15 protein-coding genes are annotated in these 14,700 nt (G+C 64.8%); 6 read left to right on the top strand and 9 right to left on the bottom strand.

What is annotated here, in order from left to right:
- Window positions 1–44: 44 nt before the first annotated feature.
- Entirely contained in the window at window positions 45–992 is a 948-nt protein-coding gene (locus tag GRI68_RS03725) for a DUF3137 domain-containing protein (RefSeq protein ID WP_160615997.1), read from the top strand.
- On the opposite strand, the gene GRI68_RS03720 is transcribed toward GRI68_RS03725, so the two are convergent.
- On the bottom strand, window positions 989–2,161 hold the full coding sequence (locus tag GRI68_RS03720; protein ID WP_160615996.1) for a carboxynorspermidine decarboxylase: 1,173 nt from the start codon (window positions 2,159–2,161) through the stop codon (window positions 989–991). The genes GRI68_RS03725 and GRI68_RS03720 overlap by 4 nt on opposite strands.
- A 127-nt stretch (window positions 2,162–2,288) precedes the next feature.
- On the opposite strand from GRI68_RS03720, the gene GRI68_RS03715 reads away from it, so the two are divergent.
- Window positions 2,289–3,692 (top strand): serine hydrolase domain-containing protein, encoded by a 1,404-nt coding sequence (locus tag GRI68_RS03715; protein WP_160615995.1) that lies wholly within the window; start codon window positions 2,289–2,291, stop codon window positions 3,690–3,692.
- 21 nt (window positions 3,693–3,713) lie between these two features.
- On the opposite strand, the gene GRI68_RS03710 is transcribed toward GRI68_RS03715, so the two are convergent.
- Entirely contained in the window at window positions 3,714–4,238 is a 525-nt protein-coding gene (locus tag GRI68_RS03710) for an O-acetyl-ADP-ribose deacetylase (RefSeq protein WP_160615994.1), read from the bottom strand.
- Window positions 4,239–4,242: 4 nt separating this feature from the next.
- Window positions 4,243–5,484, bottom strand: a complete 1,242-nt coding sequence (locus GRI68_RS03705) for a saccharopine dehydrogenase family protein (RefSeq protein WP_160615993.1) — start codon at window positions 5,482–5,484, stop codon at window positions 4,243–4,245.
- Window positions 5,485–5,770: 286 nt separating this feature from the next.
- Between GRI68_RS03705 and GRI68_RS03700 the strand changes: the two genes are divergently transcribed.
- The 3 genes from GRI68_RS03700 (at window position 5,771) to GRI68_RS03690 (ending at window position 7,702) form a co-directional block, all read left to right on the top strand.
- On the top strand, window positions 5,771–6,739 hold the full coding sequence (locus GRI68_RS03700; RefSeq protein WP_160615992.1) for a threonine ammonia-lyase: 969 nt from the start codon (window positions 5,771–5,773) through the stop codon (window positions 6,737–6,739).
- A 67-nt stretch (window positions 6,740–6,806) separates the two neighbouring features.
- Window positions 6,807–7,256, top strand: a complete 450-nt coding sequence (locus GRI68_RS03695) for an MAPEG family protein (protein ID WP_160615991.1) — start codon at window positions 6,807–6,809, stop codon at window positions 7,254–7,256.
- Window positions 7,253–7,702 (top strand): MAPEG family protein, encoded by a 450-nt coding sequence (locus GRI68_RS03690; protein WP_160615990.1) that lies wholly within the window; start codon window positions 7,253–7,255, stop codon window positions 7,700–7,702. Before GRI68_RS03695 ends, GRI68_RS03690 begins: the two co-directional genes overlap by 4 nt.
- Here GRI68_RS03690 and GRI68_RS03685 read toward each other — a convergent pair.
- The 6 genes from GRI68_RS03685 to GRI68_RS03660 are packed head-to-tail and all read right to left on the bottom strand — an operon-like array spanning window position 7,699 to window position 13,843.
- Window positions 7,699–8,904 (bottom strand): class I SAM-dependent RNA methyltransferase, encoded by a 1,206-nt coding sequence (locus GRI68_RS03685; protein ID WP_160615989.1) that lies wholly within the window; start codon window positions 8,902–8,904, stop codon window positions 7,699–7,701. The two genes, GRI68_RS03690 and GRI68_RS03685, sit on opposite strands and share 4 nt — an antisense overlap.
- Window positions 8,901–10,301 carry an NAD(P)H-hydrate dehydratase gene (locus GRI68_RS03680; RefSeq protein WP_160615987.1) on the bottom strand — a complete coding sequence of 467 codons (1,401 nt, stop codon included), beginning with the start codon at window positions 10,299–10,301 and terminating at the stop codon, window positions 8,901–8,903. The genes GRI68_RS03685 and GRI68_RS03680 overlap by 4 nt, the downstream gene beginning before the upstream one ends.
- Window positions 10,294–10,644 (bottom strand): hypothetical protein, encoded by a 351-nt coding sequence (locus tag GRI68_RS03675; RefSeq protein ID WP_160615985.1) that lies wholly within the window; start codon window positions 10,642–10,644, stop codon window positions 10,294–10,296. The genes GRI68_RS03680 and GRI68_RS03675 overlap by 8 nt, the downstream gene beginning before the upstream one ends.
- A complete protein-coding gene (locus tag GRI68_RS03670) occupies window positions 10,641–11,357 on the bottom strand; it encodes an N-formylglutamate amidohydrolase (protein ID WP_160615983.1) in 717 nt (238 codons plus the stop codon). Before GRI68_RS03670 ends, GRI68_RS03675 begins: the two co-directional genes overlap by 4 nt.
- On the bottom strand, window positions 11,354–12,166 hold the full coding sequence (locus GRI68_RS03665; RefSeq protein ID WP_160615981.1) for a 4-(cytidine 5'-diphospho)-2-C-methyl-D-erythritol kinase: 813 nt from the start codon (window positions 12,164–12,166) through the stop codon (window positions 11,354–11,356). The genes GRI68_RS03670 and GRI68_RS03665 overlap by 4 nt, the downstream gene beginning before the upstream one ends.
- 30 nt (window positions 12,167–12,196) lie before the next feature.
- Complete coding sequence (locus GRI68_RS03660) at window positions 12,197–13,843, bottom strand: electron transfer flavoprotein-ubiquinone oxidoreductase (protein WP_160615979.1); 1,647 nt, start codon at window positions 13,841–13,843, stop codon at window positions 12,197–12,199.
- A gap of 131 nt (window positions 13,844–13,974) precedes the next feature.
- Between GRI68_RS03660 and GRI68_RS03655 the strand changes: the two genes are divergently transcribed.
- On the top strand, window positions 13,975–14,694 hold the full coding sequence (locus tag GRI68_RS03655) for a uracil-DNA glycosylase family protein (protein WP_160615977.1): 720 nt from the start codon (window positions 13,975–13,977) through the stop codon (window positions 14,692–14,694).
- The last annotated feature ends 6 nt before the right edge of the window (window positions 14,695–14,700 follow it).

The raw sequence follows: 14,700 nt of genomic DNA, 5'->3' as shown, positions 1-14,700 counted from the left end.
CGCCAACGGCAATGCGTATCAAAGCAAACGCAAGGGGGAAAGCGATGATCGAACGGCCGGATGCGGCACAATTGATGTCAGGGCCGCTCGGCGAGTGGCTGCAAACCCAGCACGATGTCCGCCGCCAGGCCAAGGCCGCCTCGAACAAGCGCTTCCTGATCGTCGTGCCCTGCCTGCTGGTCGGCGCATTGCTGTGGTGGGCGATCATACCCGATATCGGCGCGATGCGTCCGTTCATCTACGTCGCCATCGCGATGTTTGCGCTCTTCTGGGCCTACAGGCCGCGCGCCGAGGCGATCAACCGGATGAAGACCGGGATCAACAGCGCGATCGCCGAAGCGGTCGGCCTGATGTACGAGGAAAAGCGCGAAGCGGGAGCCAGCTTCGCGCTCGCCCGCGCGTTCGACATGCTACCCGGCTACACCCGCAGCAGCTTCGAGGATTTCTGGAGCGGCGAGATTGCCGGCCACCCGTTCGAACTGTTCGAAGCGCATCTCGAACAGAAGCGCTCCAACGGGAAGAACTCGCATTATGTCACCGTGTTTCGCGGCGCGATCATGCGCTTCGGCTTCGGCACCCCGTTCCATGGCACCACCCTCCTCACTCGCGATGGACGCTATCGCAAGTTCCTGATCGGCGGGCGCAAGGATGCGATTTCCCTTGGTGATTGCCAGCTCGACCTTGCCGAGCTCGTCCATCCCGAATTCGAAGACGCGTTCGACCTCTATACCACCGACCAGACCGAAGCCCGCTATCTGGTCGATCCCCTGTATTGCGAGCGGCTGATCGCGATCGAGGATGCGTTTGCGGGGAAGGACATCCGCACCCTGTTCCACGAGGGACAGCTGCTGGTGATCGTCGAACTCAAAAACATGTTCGAAAGCGGTTCGCTCGACAGCAGCCGCGACCGCGCATTGCTGGAGCGGACCTGCGAGCAGTTCGGGACCCTCGCCGATCTCGCCAACACGCTCGATAAGGAGCGGCGAACCTAGCTCAGCCGGTCGCGGAAATCGCGGTAGCCGAACTTGCGGATCTGCTCGAGCTGGTCGGTCTCGCTGTCCCACAGCCAGATCGAGGGTAGCGGCACACCGTTGAAGGTCGTTGTCTTGACCATCGAGTAATGCGCCTGGTCGAGAAACGCGAAGCGCGCGCCGGGCTCGCATGTGCCGGGCATCATGTAATCGCCGATCACGTCGCCCGCGAGGCAGGACGGACCGCCGAGCCGCACCGGTGTGCCCTCGCCCTGCTCGTCCAGCATCGCCGGGCGATAGGGTGCCTCGATCACATCGGGCATGTGGCAGGTGGCGGAAACGTCGGTGATCGCGAACGGCACTTCGTTGACCCCGGTATCGAGAATGGTGCCGACGAGAATCCCCGCATCGAGCGCCACCGCCTCGCCCGGCTCGAGATAGATTTCGCAGCCGGTGTCTTCCTTTGCGTCCTTCAGGAATTCGACCAGTTCCTCGCGCTGGTAATCGGCGCGGGTGATGTGGTGTCCTCCGCCCATATTGATCCAGTCGAGCTGGTCGAAATACGGCTCGATCGCATCGAACACCTTGTCCCAGGTGCGGTGGAGCGGCTCGAAATCCTGCTCGCACAGATTGTGGAAGTGGATGCCGGTGACGCCCTGCATATGCTCGTCGGTTAGCTGGTCGATCGGGAAGCCCAGGCGCGAGCCGGGGCTGGAGGGATCGTAGCGCGGCACTTCGCCGGTCGGCACTTGCGGATTGATCCTGAGGCCGACGTCGAAATCGTTGCCGCGCGCGCGCTCCTGCTCGAGGATCAGCGCGGCGCGCGCAATCTGCGCCGGGGAGTTGAAGATCACATGGTCGGACAGCCGGCAGACCTCGGGGATGTCCTCGGGCTTGTAGGCCGCGCAATAGGTCGTGATCTCGCCATCGTAATGTTCGGAAGCGAGCAGCGCTTCCCACAGGCCCGAGGTGCACACGCCGTCGAGATATTCCCCGATCAGCGGGGCGACGCTCCACATGCTGAACGCCTTGAGCGCGGCCAGCACCTTGATGTCGGCCTCGTCGCGGATCTCGGCCAGTATCTGGCAATTGGCGCGCAGCTTGGCCGCGTCGATGACGAAGGAGGGACTGTCGACCCGGCTGAGGTCGAAATGGCGAAAGGCGCCCGGATCGCCGGCTTTGGTTTCCATGGCTCGTCAGATAGGGACACAGTCGAGCCTTGTCATGCACCGGTCGAGGATTTGTGACCGCGCGAACGATCGATGCCAGGCCAATGCGTGCAAAGTCGCGGGTCGCGTGAACCGGGGGAGACGGAGAATGCTCCGCATATTGGCGCTGTTCGCGCTGTTGATGGCAATCATATCGCCAGCGGCGGCGAGCGAACTGGGCGACTTCGTCGATGCACGGATGGAGCAGTCCGCCCTACCCGGCGTGGCCTGGGCGGTGATCGAGGGCGACACCGTTACCACCGGTGCACGCGGCACGTCCGATGGCACGCAGCCTGTGACTCCCGACACGCCGTTCCTGCTCGGCTCGATCTCGAAAAGCTTCACCGCGCTGGCGATCATGCAATTGGTCGAAGCGGGCAAGATCGATCCCGATGCGCCGGTTTCCGACTACCTGCCGGACTTCAAGGGGCGGCCCGCAGGCGCGATCACGATCCGGCAATTGCTGAGCCATACAAGCGGATATTCGACCTTGCAGGGCAACAGCGCGCCCACCCAGACCGACACCGGTGCCGATGCCATTGCCCGCCGCGCGACCTGGTATGCGCAGCAGCAACCGGCGTATTCGCCCGGCCCCCGATGGGAATATTCCAACGCCAATTACCTGATCCTGGGCCGCGTGATCGAGCGGGTCGGCGGCTTTCCCTACCCGGCCTATATCACGGCCAACATCCTCCGGCCGATCGGCATGGACCACACCTACGTCTCGGGCGACGAACAGCACACGGAATTGGCACAAGGATACTCACCCTGGTTCGGATCGATGCGGCGGACCGGCGCGCCAGCTCCCGGCCTCGGCTCCGCGCCGCAAGGCGGGATCGTCTCCACGGCGAACGATTTCGCGCGTTACCTGCGGATGATGATGAACGGCAGGGACGATATCCTTAGCGCAGCCGGCAAGACCCGGATGCTGGAGCCAGCGAGCGATGCCTCCCCCGGCTACGGGTTCGGGTGGATGCTCGATGCCGAGGACGGCAGCGCTTACCACACCGGGCTCAGCCCCGGCTTCGAGACCATCGCGGCGATGATCCCGGCGCAGCGGCGCGGCGTCGTCGTGCTGACCAACGCCAATGGCGGCATGGGTTTTGCCGAGACGACCGATTTGCGGTTCGGCCTCGTCGCACGCGCGCTCGACCTCCCGCAGGCCGACGACAGTGGCCGCACGATGCGGAAAATCAATTTCCTCGCGCTGGCCGCCGCGCCGCTGATCCTGCTGCTGGCGATCGTCTGGGCGTGGGCAAAGCGCGGCGCATTGCGCTCCAAACGATCGAGCGCTTTCGGCCGTTTCAGCCTGTGGTTCCCGCTGCTCGCCATGGCGGCGGTGGCGTGGGTGTGCCTGGTGCTGATCCCGCAGCTGTTCGGTGTCTCGATCTCGACGCTTGCCATCTACCAGCCCGACATGGCGCTGCTGCTGAAGGCAACCGCGGCACTGGGCGTTGTATGGGCGGCGATCAGGCTGGCACTGGCGTATTCAGGACGTCGAGCGAACGGCTGATCGCTCGTTCGCTATGGCTATTCAAACGGCCTCCAGCGCGGCGTTAAACGCAGTCAGCGCCTTAGCGTCGAAACAGACCAGCGCGATATGTTTGAATGCACCCGGCCTGTCGCGGACAAAGATTGCGATCGTATCGACCGCGACCTTCGCAGCCTTGTCGAGCGGATAACCATAGATACCCGTCGAAATGGCCGGGATGCCGAGCGTTCGCGCACCGACTTCGATCGCGCGATCCAGTGATTCCCGGTAACAGCTCGCCAAAAGCTCGGCTTCACCGTTTTCGCCGCCGCGCCAAACCGGGCCCACGGTGTGGATGATGTGCTTCGCGGGCAGGCGATAGCCCTTCGTCGCTTTTGCCTGTCCGGTCTTGCAGCCGCCGAGCAAGCGGCATTCGTGAACAAGGTCCGGTCCAGCCGCGCGGTGGATCGCACCGTCTACGCCGCCCCCGCCCAGTAGCGAGGAATTGGCGGCATTGACGATGGCATCGAATTCCATCGTGACGATATCGCCTTTGACGGCCTCTATAGAGGTGCCACCGATATGCATATGGTCAGAAATCCACCGGCCCGTCGAGTTCCTTCACCTGCCACGGCAGGCCGTGTTCGTTGAGCATGTCCATGAACGGATCGGGGTCCATTTCTTCCATGTTGAACACGCCGTCGCCCGACCATTTGCCAGTGACCATCATCGCAGAGCCGATCATCGCGGGCACGCCGGTGGTGTAGGACACGGCTTGGTTGCCCGTTTCCTCGTAAGCCGCTTCGTGGCTGCAGATATTGTTGATGTAGAACGTCTTTTCGCCGCTGCCGTCGAGCGCCTCGCCGGTGGCGATGACGCCGATATTGGTGTTGCCCTTGGTCGTTTCGCCGAGGCTTTCGGGCTTGGGCAGCACGGCGGCGAGGAATTGCAGCGGGATGATTTCCTGGCCCTTGTACTTGATCGGGTCGATCCGGGTCATGCCGACATTCTGCAGCACGGTCAGGTGCTTGATGTATTCATCGCCGAAGGTCATCCAGAAGCGCGCGCGCTCCAGTTCGGGATTGAACTTGGCAAGGCTTTCGAGCTCCTCGTGATACATCATGTAGGCGTTCTTCTCGCCCACGCCTTCGAAATCGAAGGTGATCTTCTTGCCCATTGCCGGGGTCTCGACGAATTCGCCGGCTTCCCCCGGTTTTTTGGCCCAATGCCGCGCGGGCGCGGTCACTTCGCGGATGTTGATTTCCGGGTTGAAGTTGGTGGCAAAGGCCTGGCCGTGATCGCCGCCATTGCAATCGAGGATGTCGAGCTGGCGAATGCTCTTCAGCTTGTGCTTCTTGAGCCACATGGTGAAGACGCTGGTGACGCCCGGATCGAAGCCCGAACCCAGCAGCGCCATCAGGCCCGCTTCCCGGAAGCGGTCGTGATAGGCCCACTGCCACTTGTATTCGAACTTGGCCTCGTCCTTGGGTTCGTAATTGGCGGTGTCGAGGTAATCGACGCCTGCTTCGAGGCACGCATCCATGATCGGCAGATCCTGGTACGGCAGCGCGAGGTTCACGACGAGGCTCGGCTCGATTTTGCGGATGAGATTGATCATCGCCGGGACTTCCTCGGCGTCGATCTCGTAGGTCGCCACCGTCTCGCCAGTGCGTTTTTTCACGCTGGCGGCAATGCTGTCGCACTTCGACTTGGTGCGGCTCGCGAGGTGGATTTCGCCGAAAATGTCGGCGTTCCCATCCTTGTTTACTTGGGCCATCTTGTGCACGCAGACCGAGCTCACTCCACCCGCGCCAATCACCAATACCTTGCTCATGTTCGTCTCTTTCTGCGCCCCCTGTGAAGGCGGGCCTTGTCTCGTGTGCGTTGAATGTCCCTGCGTATGCCGGGACCGTTTTTCTGCCGCCCACATAATCCAATGCACTGGCATCGCAACATGATCCGAGGCTTTCCTACCCGCACGCAAACGGGCAGAAGGACGGCATGATACTTCCCGCCCCTTCATCGCTTTTCCCGCTGACCGGGCGTCGTGCAATCGGATGCTTTTTCTTGTCTGGACTGTGTAACACGCGGTCCATCCGTGCTGCAGGAGCGACGAACCGATGAGTAGGCTGCGCACTCCGACTCGCGAAGGCGTCGAAGCCGCGGCCCGTTCGATCGCCGAGATCCTGCCGCCCACGCCGCTATTGCCGATCACGATCGGCGACGTGACGTGCCGTGCCAAGGTCGAAAGCCTGCAACCGATCGGCGCGTTCAAGATCCGCGGCGGATGGTGGCGCCTGGCCAACCTCACCGACGCGGAACGACGCGCGGGCGTGGTCGCAGTGTCGAGCGGCAATCATGCGCAAGGCGTCGCCTGGGCAGCACGGCGGCTACGGATCGATGCAACGATCGTGATGCCGCGCGACGCGCCTCAGGTGAAGCTCGAAGCGACCCGCGCGCTGGGCGCCGAAATCGTCCTCTACGACCGGCCCGGCGAGGATCGCGACGAGGTCGCGGCGAAACTGATTGCGGAGCGGGCCGAGCGGAACGGAGCGGCGCCCACGTTGGTCCATGCGTTCGGCGATCCATGGGTGATCGAGGGCCAGGGCAGCGCAGGCGTCGAAGCGACTGCCCAGCTCGGCACCGCACCTTCGCGCTTCGTCGTGTGCTGCGGCGGCGGCGGGCTGACGGCGGGCCTCGCGCTCGGCTGTCCCGGCAGCGCGATCGTGCCGGTCGAGCCCGAGGGCTGGGACATGGTGGGTCGGGCACTGGCGACAGGCGAGATCGTCCACGCTGCGCCCGATGCGCCCCGCACGATCTGCGACGCGCTCCAGCCCACCGCCACCAAACAGATCAATCTCGATGTCCTGCGCGGGCGCGCCGAACCGGGTGTCACCGTGACCGACGATGAAGTGCGCGCGGCGCAACGCTTCGCCTTCGGTCAGCTCAACCTTGTGGTCGAACCCGGCGGCGCGGTGGCGCTGGCGGCGGTGCTGGCGAGCAAGGTGCCGGTCGATTCCCACACGGTCGTGATGCTCACCGGAGGGAACACCGATGCGGCGCGTTTTGCCGAAACGCTGCTGGGATAAGCGGCTTGGGCGTGCTTGCATTCGCACCGCACTCGCCTAGGCTCGCCGGTTCACAGAGGGGATAGAAATGCAGGCTCAAATACTCGCTCCGGCCGCCGTGCTGGTGTTCTGGTCGATCATCATGCTGTTCTGGACCGCGGGGACGCGTTTCCCGGCCATGTCCAAGGCCGAGATGGACTTGTCGAAAGCCCCTCCGGGCGGGCGCGGGCAGGATCTGGAAGGCGTACTGCCGCCGCAGGTCCAGTGGAAGGCGCACAATTATGCGCACCTGATGGAACAGCCGACGATCTTCTATCCCACCGTCATCATCCTCGCGATCATGGGCGCCAACGGGCTCGATGCGATGTTCGCCTGGGCCTATGTCGCGATCCGGATCGTCCACTCACTGTGGCAGGCCACGGTCAATCGCGTGCCAGTGCGCTTCGTGCTGTTCATCCTCTCGACGCTGTGCCTGCTCGTACTCGTCCTGCGCGCGCTCAGCGTCACGCTGTTCGCCGGCAGTGGACCGCTCGGATGATCGGGATGGGAATCCTCCAGCCCGTCGTCGCGCTGGCGGCGTGGACGATGGTGATGTGGTTCTGGATGTACCTCGCCCGGATCCCCGCGATGAACGCAGCGGGGATCGAGCCCGACGACGCCCGCGACACCGCAGAAATGGGTCGTCAGCTGCCGCCCGAGGCCCAGTGGAAGACGCACAATTACAACCATCTGCATGAGGCACCGACGGTGTTCTATGCGGTCGCCATCGTGCTCGCGATCATCGGTGCGGGAGATGGCATGGCGATGTGGCTGGGCTGGGCCTATGTCGGCTTGCGCGTATTGCACTCGCTGGTGCAGGCCACGATCAACCGCGTGATGGTCCGCTTTGCGCTCTATTCGCTGTCTATGGTGGTCCTGCTCGCGCTGGTCTTCATCGGCGGGATTGCGGTGTTCGACATCCCGCTCGGCCCGCGCCCGTTTTAGCCGCCTTCGGGCTCGCGGACAAACAGGCTCGCGAGCTCGATATGGGTGGACCACAGGAACTGGCCGACCGGGCGCAGCTCGATGCAGCGCCATCCGGCGTCGACCAGCGCACGGCAATCGCGCGCCCAGCTTACCGGGTTGCAGCTGACATAGGCGATCCGCTCCACCTTGGAGGCCGCGAGTTGCTCGACCTGCGCCCGCGCTCCCGCACGCGGCGGATCGAGCACCACCATGTCGCAACCGGCCATTTCCTCGGGCCGCAGCGGATTGCGGTAGAGATCGCGGTGAAGCGCATGCACATCGCGGCGCGATACGCCCGCCGCCGCCTTGCACGCCAGATGCGCATCGCGTGACGCCTCGACCGCCAGGACCTTGCGCCCTTCGGCCAGCGGGAAGGAGAAGGTGCCCAGCCCTGAAAACAGGTCGGCCACCACCCTCGCCCCGGCAACCCACTCGACCACCGCACCGACCAGCGCCGCCTCGCCTTGCGGTGTCGCCTGCAGGAACGCGCCGTGCGGCATGGTGACGGGAATCCCGCCCAGCGTGATCGTTACCGGCTCGGGCTCCCACCGGTTCTCCGGGCCGAGCCCGTCATCAACCGCGAGCCGCGCGAGGGAATAATGTCCTGCAAAATCGCGCAGCAGCTCTTCCTGCGCGAGCTCTTCGACCTTGAGCCCCGACAGCAGGCAATCGATACCCTGGTCGGCAAGCGTGAGCACGATATCGAGCGCGAGCTTGCCCGGCCACGCCGTCAGCAGATCGCGCAGTGGCTGAACCAGCGCAAACAGCGCAGGGTCGAGCACGTGGCACTCAGCCAGATCGACGATCCGGTGCGACTTCTCCTCACGGAAGCCGATCACGATCCGGCCGCTGGCGCGCATCGCATGAAGCGTCGCGCGGCGGCGCGTCTTGGGAGGGGAGAGTTGCGCGGGCTGCACCGTCCCGACGTCGATCCCCTGCCCCTCGGCCGCCGAAGACGCGCACTCGCGCACGAATTGCTCGAGGGCTACCGCATCGGCATGCTGGAGCTGGCACCCGCCGCATTGCGGGAAATGCCGGCACGGCGGATCGACGTGATGCGGACCGGGTTCGATCGCACCGTCCTCGCTCACTTCGTCGCCCGTCACCGCACCCGCAACGTGCCTGCCATTCGCCGTGACGCCATCGCCGCGCGCGGCCAAGCGGATGATCGTCTCGCTCACAGGCAGCGCTCCAGCGCCGCGCGCACGCAATTGGCAAGCTCGCCTGCAGCGAAGGAGGCACCCGCGATTCGCCCGGCCTCGGCATGCAACCATACGGCCTCGCAAGCCGCATCGAAGGCATCGCCATCCTCGCTGGTCGCGCGCCGGGCCACGGCGATGCCTGCGAGCACGTCGCCCGATCCTGCCACCGAGAGCCAGCTCGGCGAACGCGGCGCGCAGACGCAGTGTCCGTCGGGTGAAGCGATGATCGTATCCGGCCCCTTGGCGATGACGATGGTGCCATAGGTATCGGCCACCCGGCGCGCGCGATCGAGCTTGCTTCCGCGCTTTTCCAGCCCGCCATTCTCCTCGAGCGAGGCGAGTTCGCCTTCATGCGGCGTGAGGATGCTGTCATCCCATTCGCGCTCGAACCGGGTCGCGGCGGGCGTGATGATGCGCAATGCGTCGCCATCGATGACGAGCGGGATGCCGGCGGCCAGCGAGCGTTGAAGCCGATGGCTCGCGTCCTGATCGCGTCCCAGGCCGGGCCCGATCAGTGCGGCATCGATCCGTTCGTCCGAGAGTGCATGTTCGAGTTCGCCGTCGATCTGAACGATATCGTGCGGGACCGCGCCTGCTTCGTTGCTGGCGAGCTGGACGAAACCTGCGCCTGCGCCCTGCGCCGCGCGGGCTGCGAGCAGGCTCGCCCCCGGCATCGCACCGCCGACAACCAAGGCTAGGCCTCGCGAGTATTTGTGCGCATCCGATTTCGGCGCGGCGATCTGCGGGCGATCGAGAGTTTCGGCGCGGTAATGGATATCGCCAAGCCCGATATCGACGCAGCGGACCATGCTCAGATGCGGCGCGGCGGGAAGCAGGACATGAGCCGGTTTCAGCGCGCCCAGCGCCACGGTGAGATCGTAGCTCGGAATATCGTCAAACAGGGCGCCGTCATCGCTTGAAACGCCACTCGGCAAATCGATTGCAACGCTGTTGACATGCCTGTTGGCGAGCCTGTGGAGAAGCTGTTGATGCTCGGGGGATAGCCCACGTGATAGGCCGGTGCCGAATAGCGCATCGACGAACACCTCGCCGCCTGCCTCGTCCCAGCTTTCGGAGACGGAATCGCCCCAGTCGGCGCGTGCGGCCCGCGCGGCATCGGTGTCTGGTGCGAGCGGGGCGACCACGCTCACCGAAGCGCCGCGTTGGCGCAGGTGTCGAGCGATGACATAGCCGTCGCCGCCATTGTTGCCGGGCCCGCAAAGCACCGTGACCGCCCGTCCACCGCAGAGACGCCAGATCCATTCTGCCGCGCCCTCACCCGCGCGGTGCATGAGTTCTTCAACCGAGGTGCCGCTTGCGATCGCCGCTTCTTCGGCCGCGCGCATCTCGTCGGCGGTGACGACCGGATCAGCCATCGTCGCGGCGCTTCGCGATGAAGGGCACCCGGTAACGATCGCCGCCCACACTCAGCAGCAACCAGTCGCCGTCGATCTTCTGGCTCGAACTGTCGGCACCATCCGCCGCGACCAGGCCACCGCCATCGGGGTAGAACAGGAAGCGCCGGAAACTTCCGTCCGGGTGGTGGAGGACGACATCGTTGTCCTTGCGCTCGAGAATGCAGCGGCTGTCGAAACTCTCGCTTCCCCCCAGCGCGCAGGCGATGCTCTCGCCTTCGGGCGCGGGCGCTGGATCGCCCGATTCGGCGGGTTGGGAGCAGGCGGCAAGCGCCGCGAGCGACACCAGGAATAGCTGTCTCACATCAACTCCATCGCGATCCGGTTACACACGCGCTGCAGGCATTCGGCCCACTCGGCCTGACCTGCTGCATCTCCGATCAGGTCCTGCCGCACTTCGAGATAGAGGTAGGGCCTGCCCGGCTCCTCGGCATGGCGGCTGATCGTCGCATTGTACACAGCGCCCGAATAGGGCTGCTGATCGCCGACGGTAAGCCCTTCTTTTTCCAGCAGGATTTTCGCGATCATCGCACCGCGATCGTCGCCCTCGTAGAGCACGCCGCACTGCCAGGGGCGCGGGGTGTCGTCGGTCTGCATGGCGGGGGTGAAGCTGTGGAGGAACAGGATCAGCGCGGGGGGCGCGGCGTCGAGCTGCGCTTCGAGCCGGGCATGGAACGGGGCATGGTAGGCCGCCAGGCGCGCGTCGCGATCGACGTCGCGATTGCCGGGCATGGCGCGCCCGTCGCTCTCCTCGGGCAAGGCCGCGGGATCACTCGCCTCGCGATTGAGGTCGACCACCAAGCGACTGAAATTGGCGATAAAAGCAGCCGTACCGGGATTGCTTGCCATCCGCTCGGCGATCTCGGCGACGCCGATATCGTGCCCGATATGCTGCTCGATCAGTGCCGGATCGATGCCGAGATCGACGTCGTCGGGGACGCTTTTCCCGCCATGGTCGCAGACCACCAGGATGCCGCCGAAACGCGGTTCGCCGACGATGCGGGCGACATCGCTCATCGCAGATTACCTTTCAGCTGCCACCACTGCGGGTGCCGAACACGTGTCAATGAAGCGTATGAATCGCGCGCCGACTCGTCGCCGAACAGCGCAAAGCAGGTTGCGCCCGATCCGGACATGCGAACCAGCCACGCGGAGCTCTCGCGCAGCGCATCGAGCACCTCGGCAATGGCCGGACAATTCGCGATCGCGGGCGCTTCGAGATCGTTCCGGCCCGCCAGCGCGATCTCGCGCGCCGTACCTTCGGACAGCGCGCCGCGATCCTTGCCGTCCCATGCCTGGAACACCGGACCGGTGGCGAGCGGAACGCGCGGATTGACCAGCAGCACCGGCGTTCCGGCGAGATCGCCTGGTCCCGGCACGAAATCCGCCCCCGTCCCGCGGCCGATCGCGGTTTCGCTTTTCACGCAGACCGGGACGTCGGCCCCCAGCGATGTGGCGCGGTCATGCCAATCGTCGGGCAAGCCATGCATCGCCTCGACGAGGCGGAACACCGCGCCGGCATCGGCCGAACCGCCGCCCAGCCCCGCCGCGACCGGAAGCGCTTTCTCGAGCGTGAGGTCGAGCCCGTCGGGCCGTGGCAGTTTGCCGAGCGTGCGCATCACCAGATTGCCGAACGGATCGTCGAGCGCTCCGGCGAATTCGCCCGTGACCGTCAGGCGATCTTTCGCAGCAGAACGCGCGGTGAGCGTGTCGCCCCCGTCGACGAACGCGAACAGCGTCTCAAGCTCGTGATAGCCATCCTCGCGCCGCTTGCGGACATGCAGCGCGAGGTTGATCTTGGCATAGGCGGTTTCGCGCATGGTCATATCCTCCCCGCGGGGGGGAGGATTCACTCATCACATATTCGGATAGTTCGGACCGCCGCCGCCTTCGGGCACGGTCCATTCGATGTTCTGCAGCGGATCCTTGATGTCGCAGGTCTTACAGTGGACGCAGTTCTGCGCGTTGATCACGAATTGGGGCTTGCCCTCTTCGACACCGGTGAACTCGTACACGCCCGCCGGGCAATACCGCGCCGACGGCCCCGCGAAGACCGGCAGGTTGTAATCCACCGGAATGTCCGGGTCCTTGAGCACCAGATGGCTCGGCTGGTCTTCCTCGTGATTGGTGTTCGACAGGAACACCGAGGACAGGCGATCGAAGCTGATCACGCCATCGGGCTTGGGGTACTGGATCGGCGAGAACAGGTCGGCGCGCTGGAGCGCCTCGTTGTCCTTGTGATGCTTCATCGCAATCGGCAGGCCGATCTTGAGCGTGCGCATCCACAGATCCGCACCCGCCAGCAGCGTCCCCATCGCGCCGCCGAATTTGGCGACCAGCGGTTCGGCATTCTGGACGAGCTTCAATTCGGTCGCGATCCAGCTGTCGCGCAGCGACTGATCGTATTCGGAGAGGCTATCCTGCGCGCGGCCCGATTTGATTGCGGCGGCGGCGGCATCGGCGGCGAGCATCCCGCTTTTCATCGCGGTGTGCGTACCCTTGATCCGCGGCACGTTTACGAAGCCGGCCGAACAGCCGATCAGCGCGCCGCCCGGCATGTCGAGCTTGGGCACCGATTGCCAGCCACCCTCGTTGATTGCGCGCGCACCATAGGAAATGCGCTTGCCGCCTTCGAGCACTTCGCGGATCGCCGGATGCTGTTTCCAGCGCTGGAATTCCTCGAACGGGAAGATGTACGGATTGGCGTAATCGAGCGCCGTCACAAAACCCAGCGCGACCTGTCCGTTGGCCTGGTGGTAGAGGAAGCCCCCGCCCCATGCGTCGTTTTCGGACAGCGGCCAGCCCTGGGTGTGGATCACCCGGCCCGGCACGTGCTTGTCGGCCGGAATGTCCCACAACTCCTTGATGCCGAGGCCGTATGTCTGCGGTTGCGCATCGGCGCGCAGGTCGAACTTCTCGATCAGGTGCTTGGACAGGTGCCCGCGCGCGCCCTCGGCGAAGAAGGTGTACTTGCCGTGGAGTTCCATGCCCGGTTCGTAGTCGGGCTTGTGGCTGCCATCCTTGGCGATCCCCATGTCGCGCGTGGCGACGCCCTTGATGTTGCCATTGTCGTCGAACACGACTTCGGCGGCGGGGAAGCCGGGGAAAATTTCGACCCCCAGCCCTTCGGCCTTATCGGCCAGCCAGCGGCACAGATTGCCGAGCGAGCCGGTGTAATTGCCGTCGTTGGAGAACAGCGGCGGCATGAAGAGGTGCGGCAGCTCGTGCTTGCCACCCTTCGTCAGGATCCAGTGCTGGTTGTCGATCACAGGCGTTTCGGCCAGCGGGCAGCCATCGTCGCGCCAATCGGGGAGCAGCTCGTCGAGCGCCTTGGGATCGATCGTCGCACCCGACAGGATATGGGCGCCGATTTCGGAGCCCTTTTCCAGGATGCAGACCGACAGTTCCTCGTCGATCTGTTTAAGCCGGATAGCCGCCGCCAGACCCGCCGGCCCACCGCCGACGATGACGACATCATATTCCATGGATTCGCGTTCGCTCATGCCTCGCCTCTCGCGCGTGAAGAATGTGCTGTATGCCTTGACCTGCCGTGCCCCGCGCGGTCAAGGGTGACGCAACGATAGCCTATGGGGGAACCTTGGCACAAACGCGCGAAATTGCCGGTGAAAAAGCAATGGCAGCGGTCATCGCATGGTGGCGCGAGGCCGGGGTCGACTATGCCTATTCCGACGATGCGAGCGGATTTCTTGCGCAGCCGGAAGAGGAAACCGATGCGTCGGCGAGCGACACTTCGCAAGGAGGCAGCACGCCTACGCCCGTACGCGCGCCCGAAGAACCGCGCGGCCCCTCCCTGCCCGCCCCCGAGCATTGGCCGACGGACCTCGCCGATTTCGAGCAATGGTGGCTGACCGAGGACGCGTTGGGAGATGGAACGGCCGGGCGTATCGCGCCGCGCGGCCCGTCCGAAGCCGCGCTGATGGTGCTCGTTTCGCAGCCCGAGCGTGAGGATCGCGCGCAATTGCTGAGCGGACCCGACGGAAGTTTGCTCGACGCGTTTCTGCGCGCCACCGGGCTCGATGAAGCGAATATCTATCGCGCGAGCATCGCCCCGCAATACGATCCCGCCCGCAACTGGGATGACAGCGCGCATCTGGGCGCGGTCGCCTGGCGCCACATCGCGCTGGTTCGGCCGACGGGCGTGCTTGTGCTCGGCAACAACGCCCGGTCGATTTTGCAGCACGATCCGGCGCAACGCGATTACGCGTTACGCGGTCTTAACCAACAAGACCTAGAGGTTCCGATCCTCGCAGGAACCGGTCTGGCCGCGATGCGCAAGGCACCGCGAACCAAGGCCCGGCTCTGGCGGGATTGGCTGGAATGGACAGGGAAATAGGCAGCT

This window comes from Alteriqipengyuania halimionae (genome assembly GCF_009827575.1).
GTDB classification, from domain to species: Bacteria; Pseudomonadota; Alphaproteobacteria; order Sphingomonadales; family Sphingomonadaceae; genus Alteriqipengyuania_A; species Alteriqipengyuania_A halimionae.
The sequence above is the reverse complement of the archived record's forward strand: the minus strand, read 5'-3'. Positions and strand labels throughout refer to the sequence as shown.

What these genes read in the sequence shown, in the direction of transcription:
- GRI68_RS03725 (WP_160615997.1), top strand. Translation starts at nt 45, where the DNA reads ATGATCGAACGGCCGGATGCGGCACAATTGATGTCAGGGCCGCTCGGC.
- GRI68_RS03720 (WP_160615996.1), bottom strand. Translation starts at nt 2,161, where the DNA reads ATGGAAACCAAAGCCGGCGATCCGGGCGCCTTTCGCCATTTCGACCTC.
- GRI68_RS03715 (WP_160615995.1), top strand. Translation starts at nt 2,289, where the DNA reads ATGCTCCGCATATTGGCGCTGTTCGCGCTGTTGATGGCAATCATATCG.
- GRI68_RS03710 (WP_160615994.1), bottom strand. Translation starts at nt 4,238, where the DNA reads ATGCATATCGGTGGCACCTCTATAGAGGCCGTCAAAGGCGATATCGTC.
- GRI68_RS03705 (WP_160615993.1), bottom strand. Translation starts at nt 5,484, where the DNA reads ATGAGCAAGGTATTGGTGATTGGCGCGGGTGGAGTGAGCTCGGTCTGC.
- GRI68_RS03700 (WP_160615992.1), top strand. Translation starts at nt 5,771, where the DNA reads ATGAGTAGGCTGCGCACTCCGACTCGCGAAGGCGTCGAAGCCGCGGCC.
- GRI68_RS03695 (WP_160615991.1), top strand. Translation starts at nt 6,807, where the DNA reads ATGCAGGCTCAAATACTCGCTCCGGCCGCCGTGCTGGTGTTCTGGTCG.
- GRI68_RS03690 (WP_160615990.1), top strand. Translation starts at nt 7,253, where the DNA reads ATGATCGGGATGGGAATCCTCCAGCCCGTCGTCGCGCTGGCGGCGTGG.
- GRI68_RS03680 (WP_160615987.1), bottom strand. Translation starts at nt 10,301, where the DNA reads ATGGCTGATCCGGTCGTCACCGCCGACGAGATGCGCGCGGCCGAAGAA.
- GRI68_RS03670 (WP_160615983.1), bottom strand. Translation starts at nt 11,357, where the DNA reads ATGAGCGATGTCGCCCGCATCGTCGGCGAACCGCGTTTCGGCGGCATC.
- GRI68_RS03665 (WP_160615981.1), bottom strand. Translation starts at nt 12,166, where the DNA reads ATGACCATGCGCGAAACCGCCTATGCCAAGATCAACCTCGCGCTGCAT.
- GRI68_RS03660 (WP_160615979.1), bottom strand. Translation starts at nt 13,843, where the DNA reads ATGAGCGAACGCGAATCCATGGAATATGATGTCGTCATCGTCGGCGGT.
- GRI68_RS03655 (WP_160615977.1), top strand. Translation starts at nt 13,975, where the DNA reads ATGGCAGCGGTCATCGCATGGTGGCGCGAGGCCGGGGTCGACTATGCC.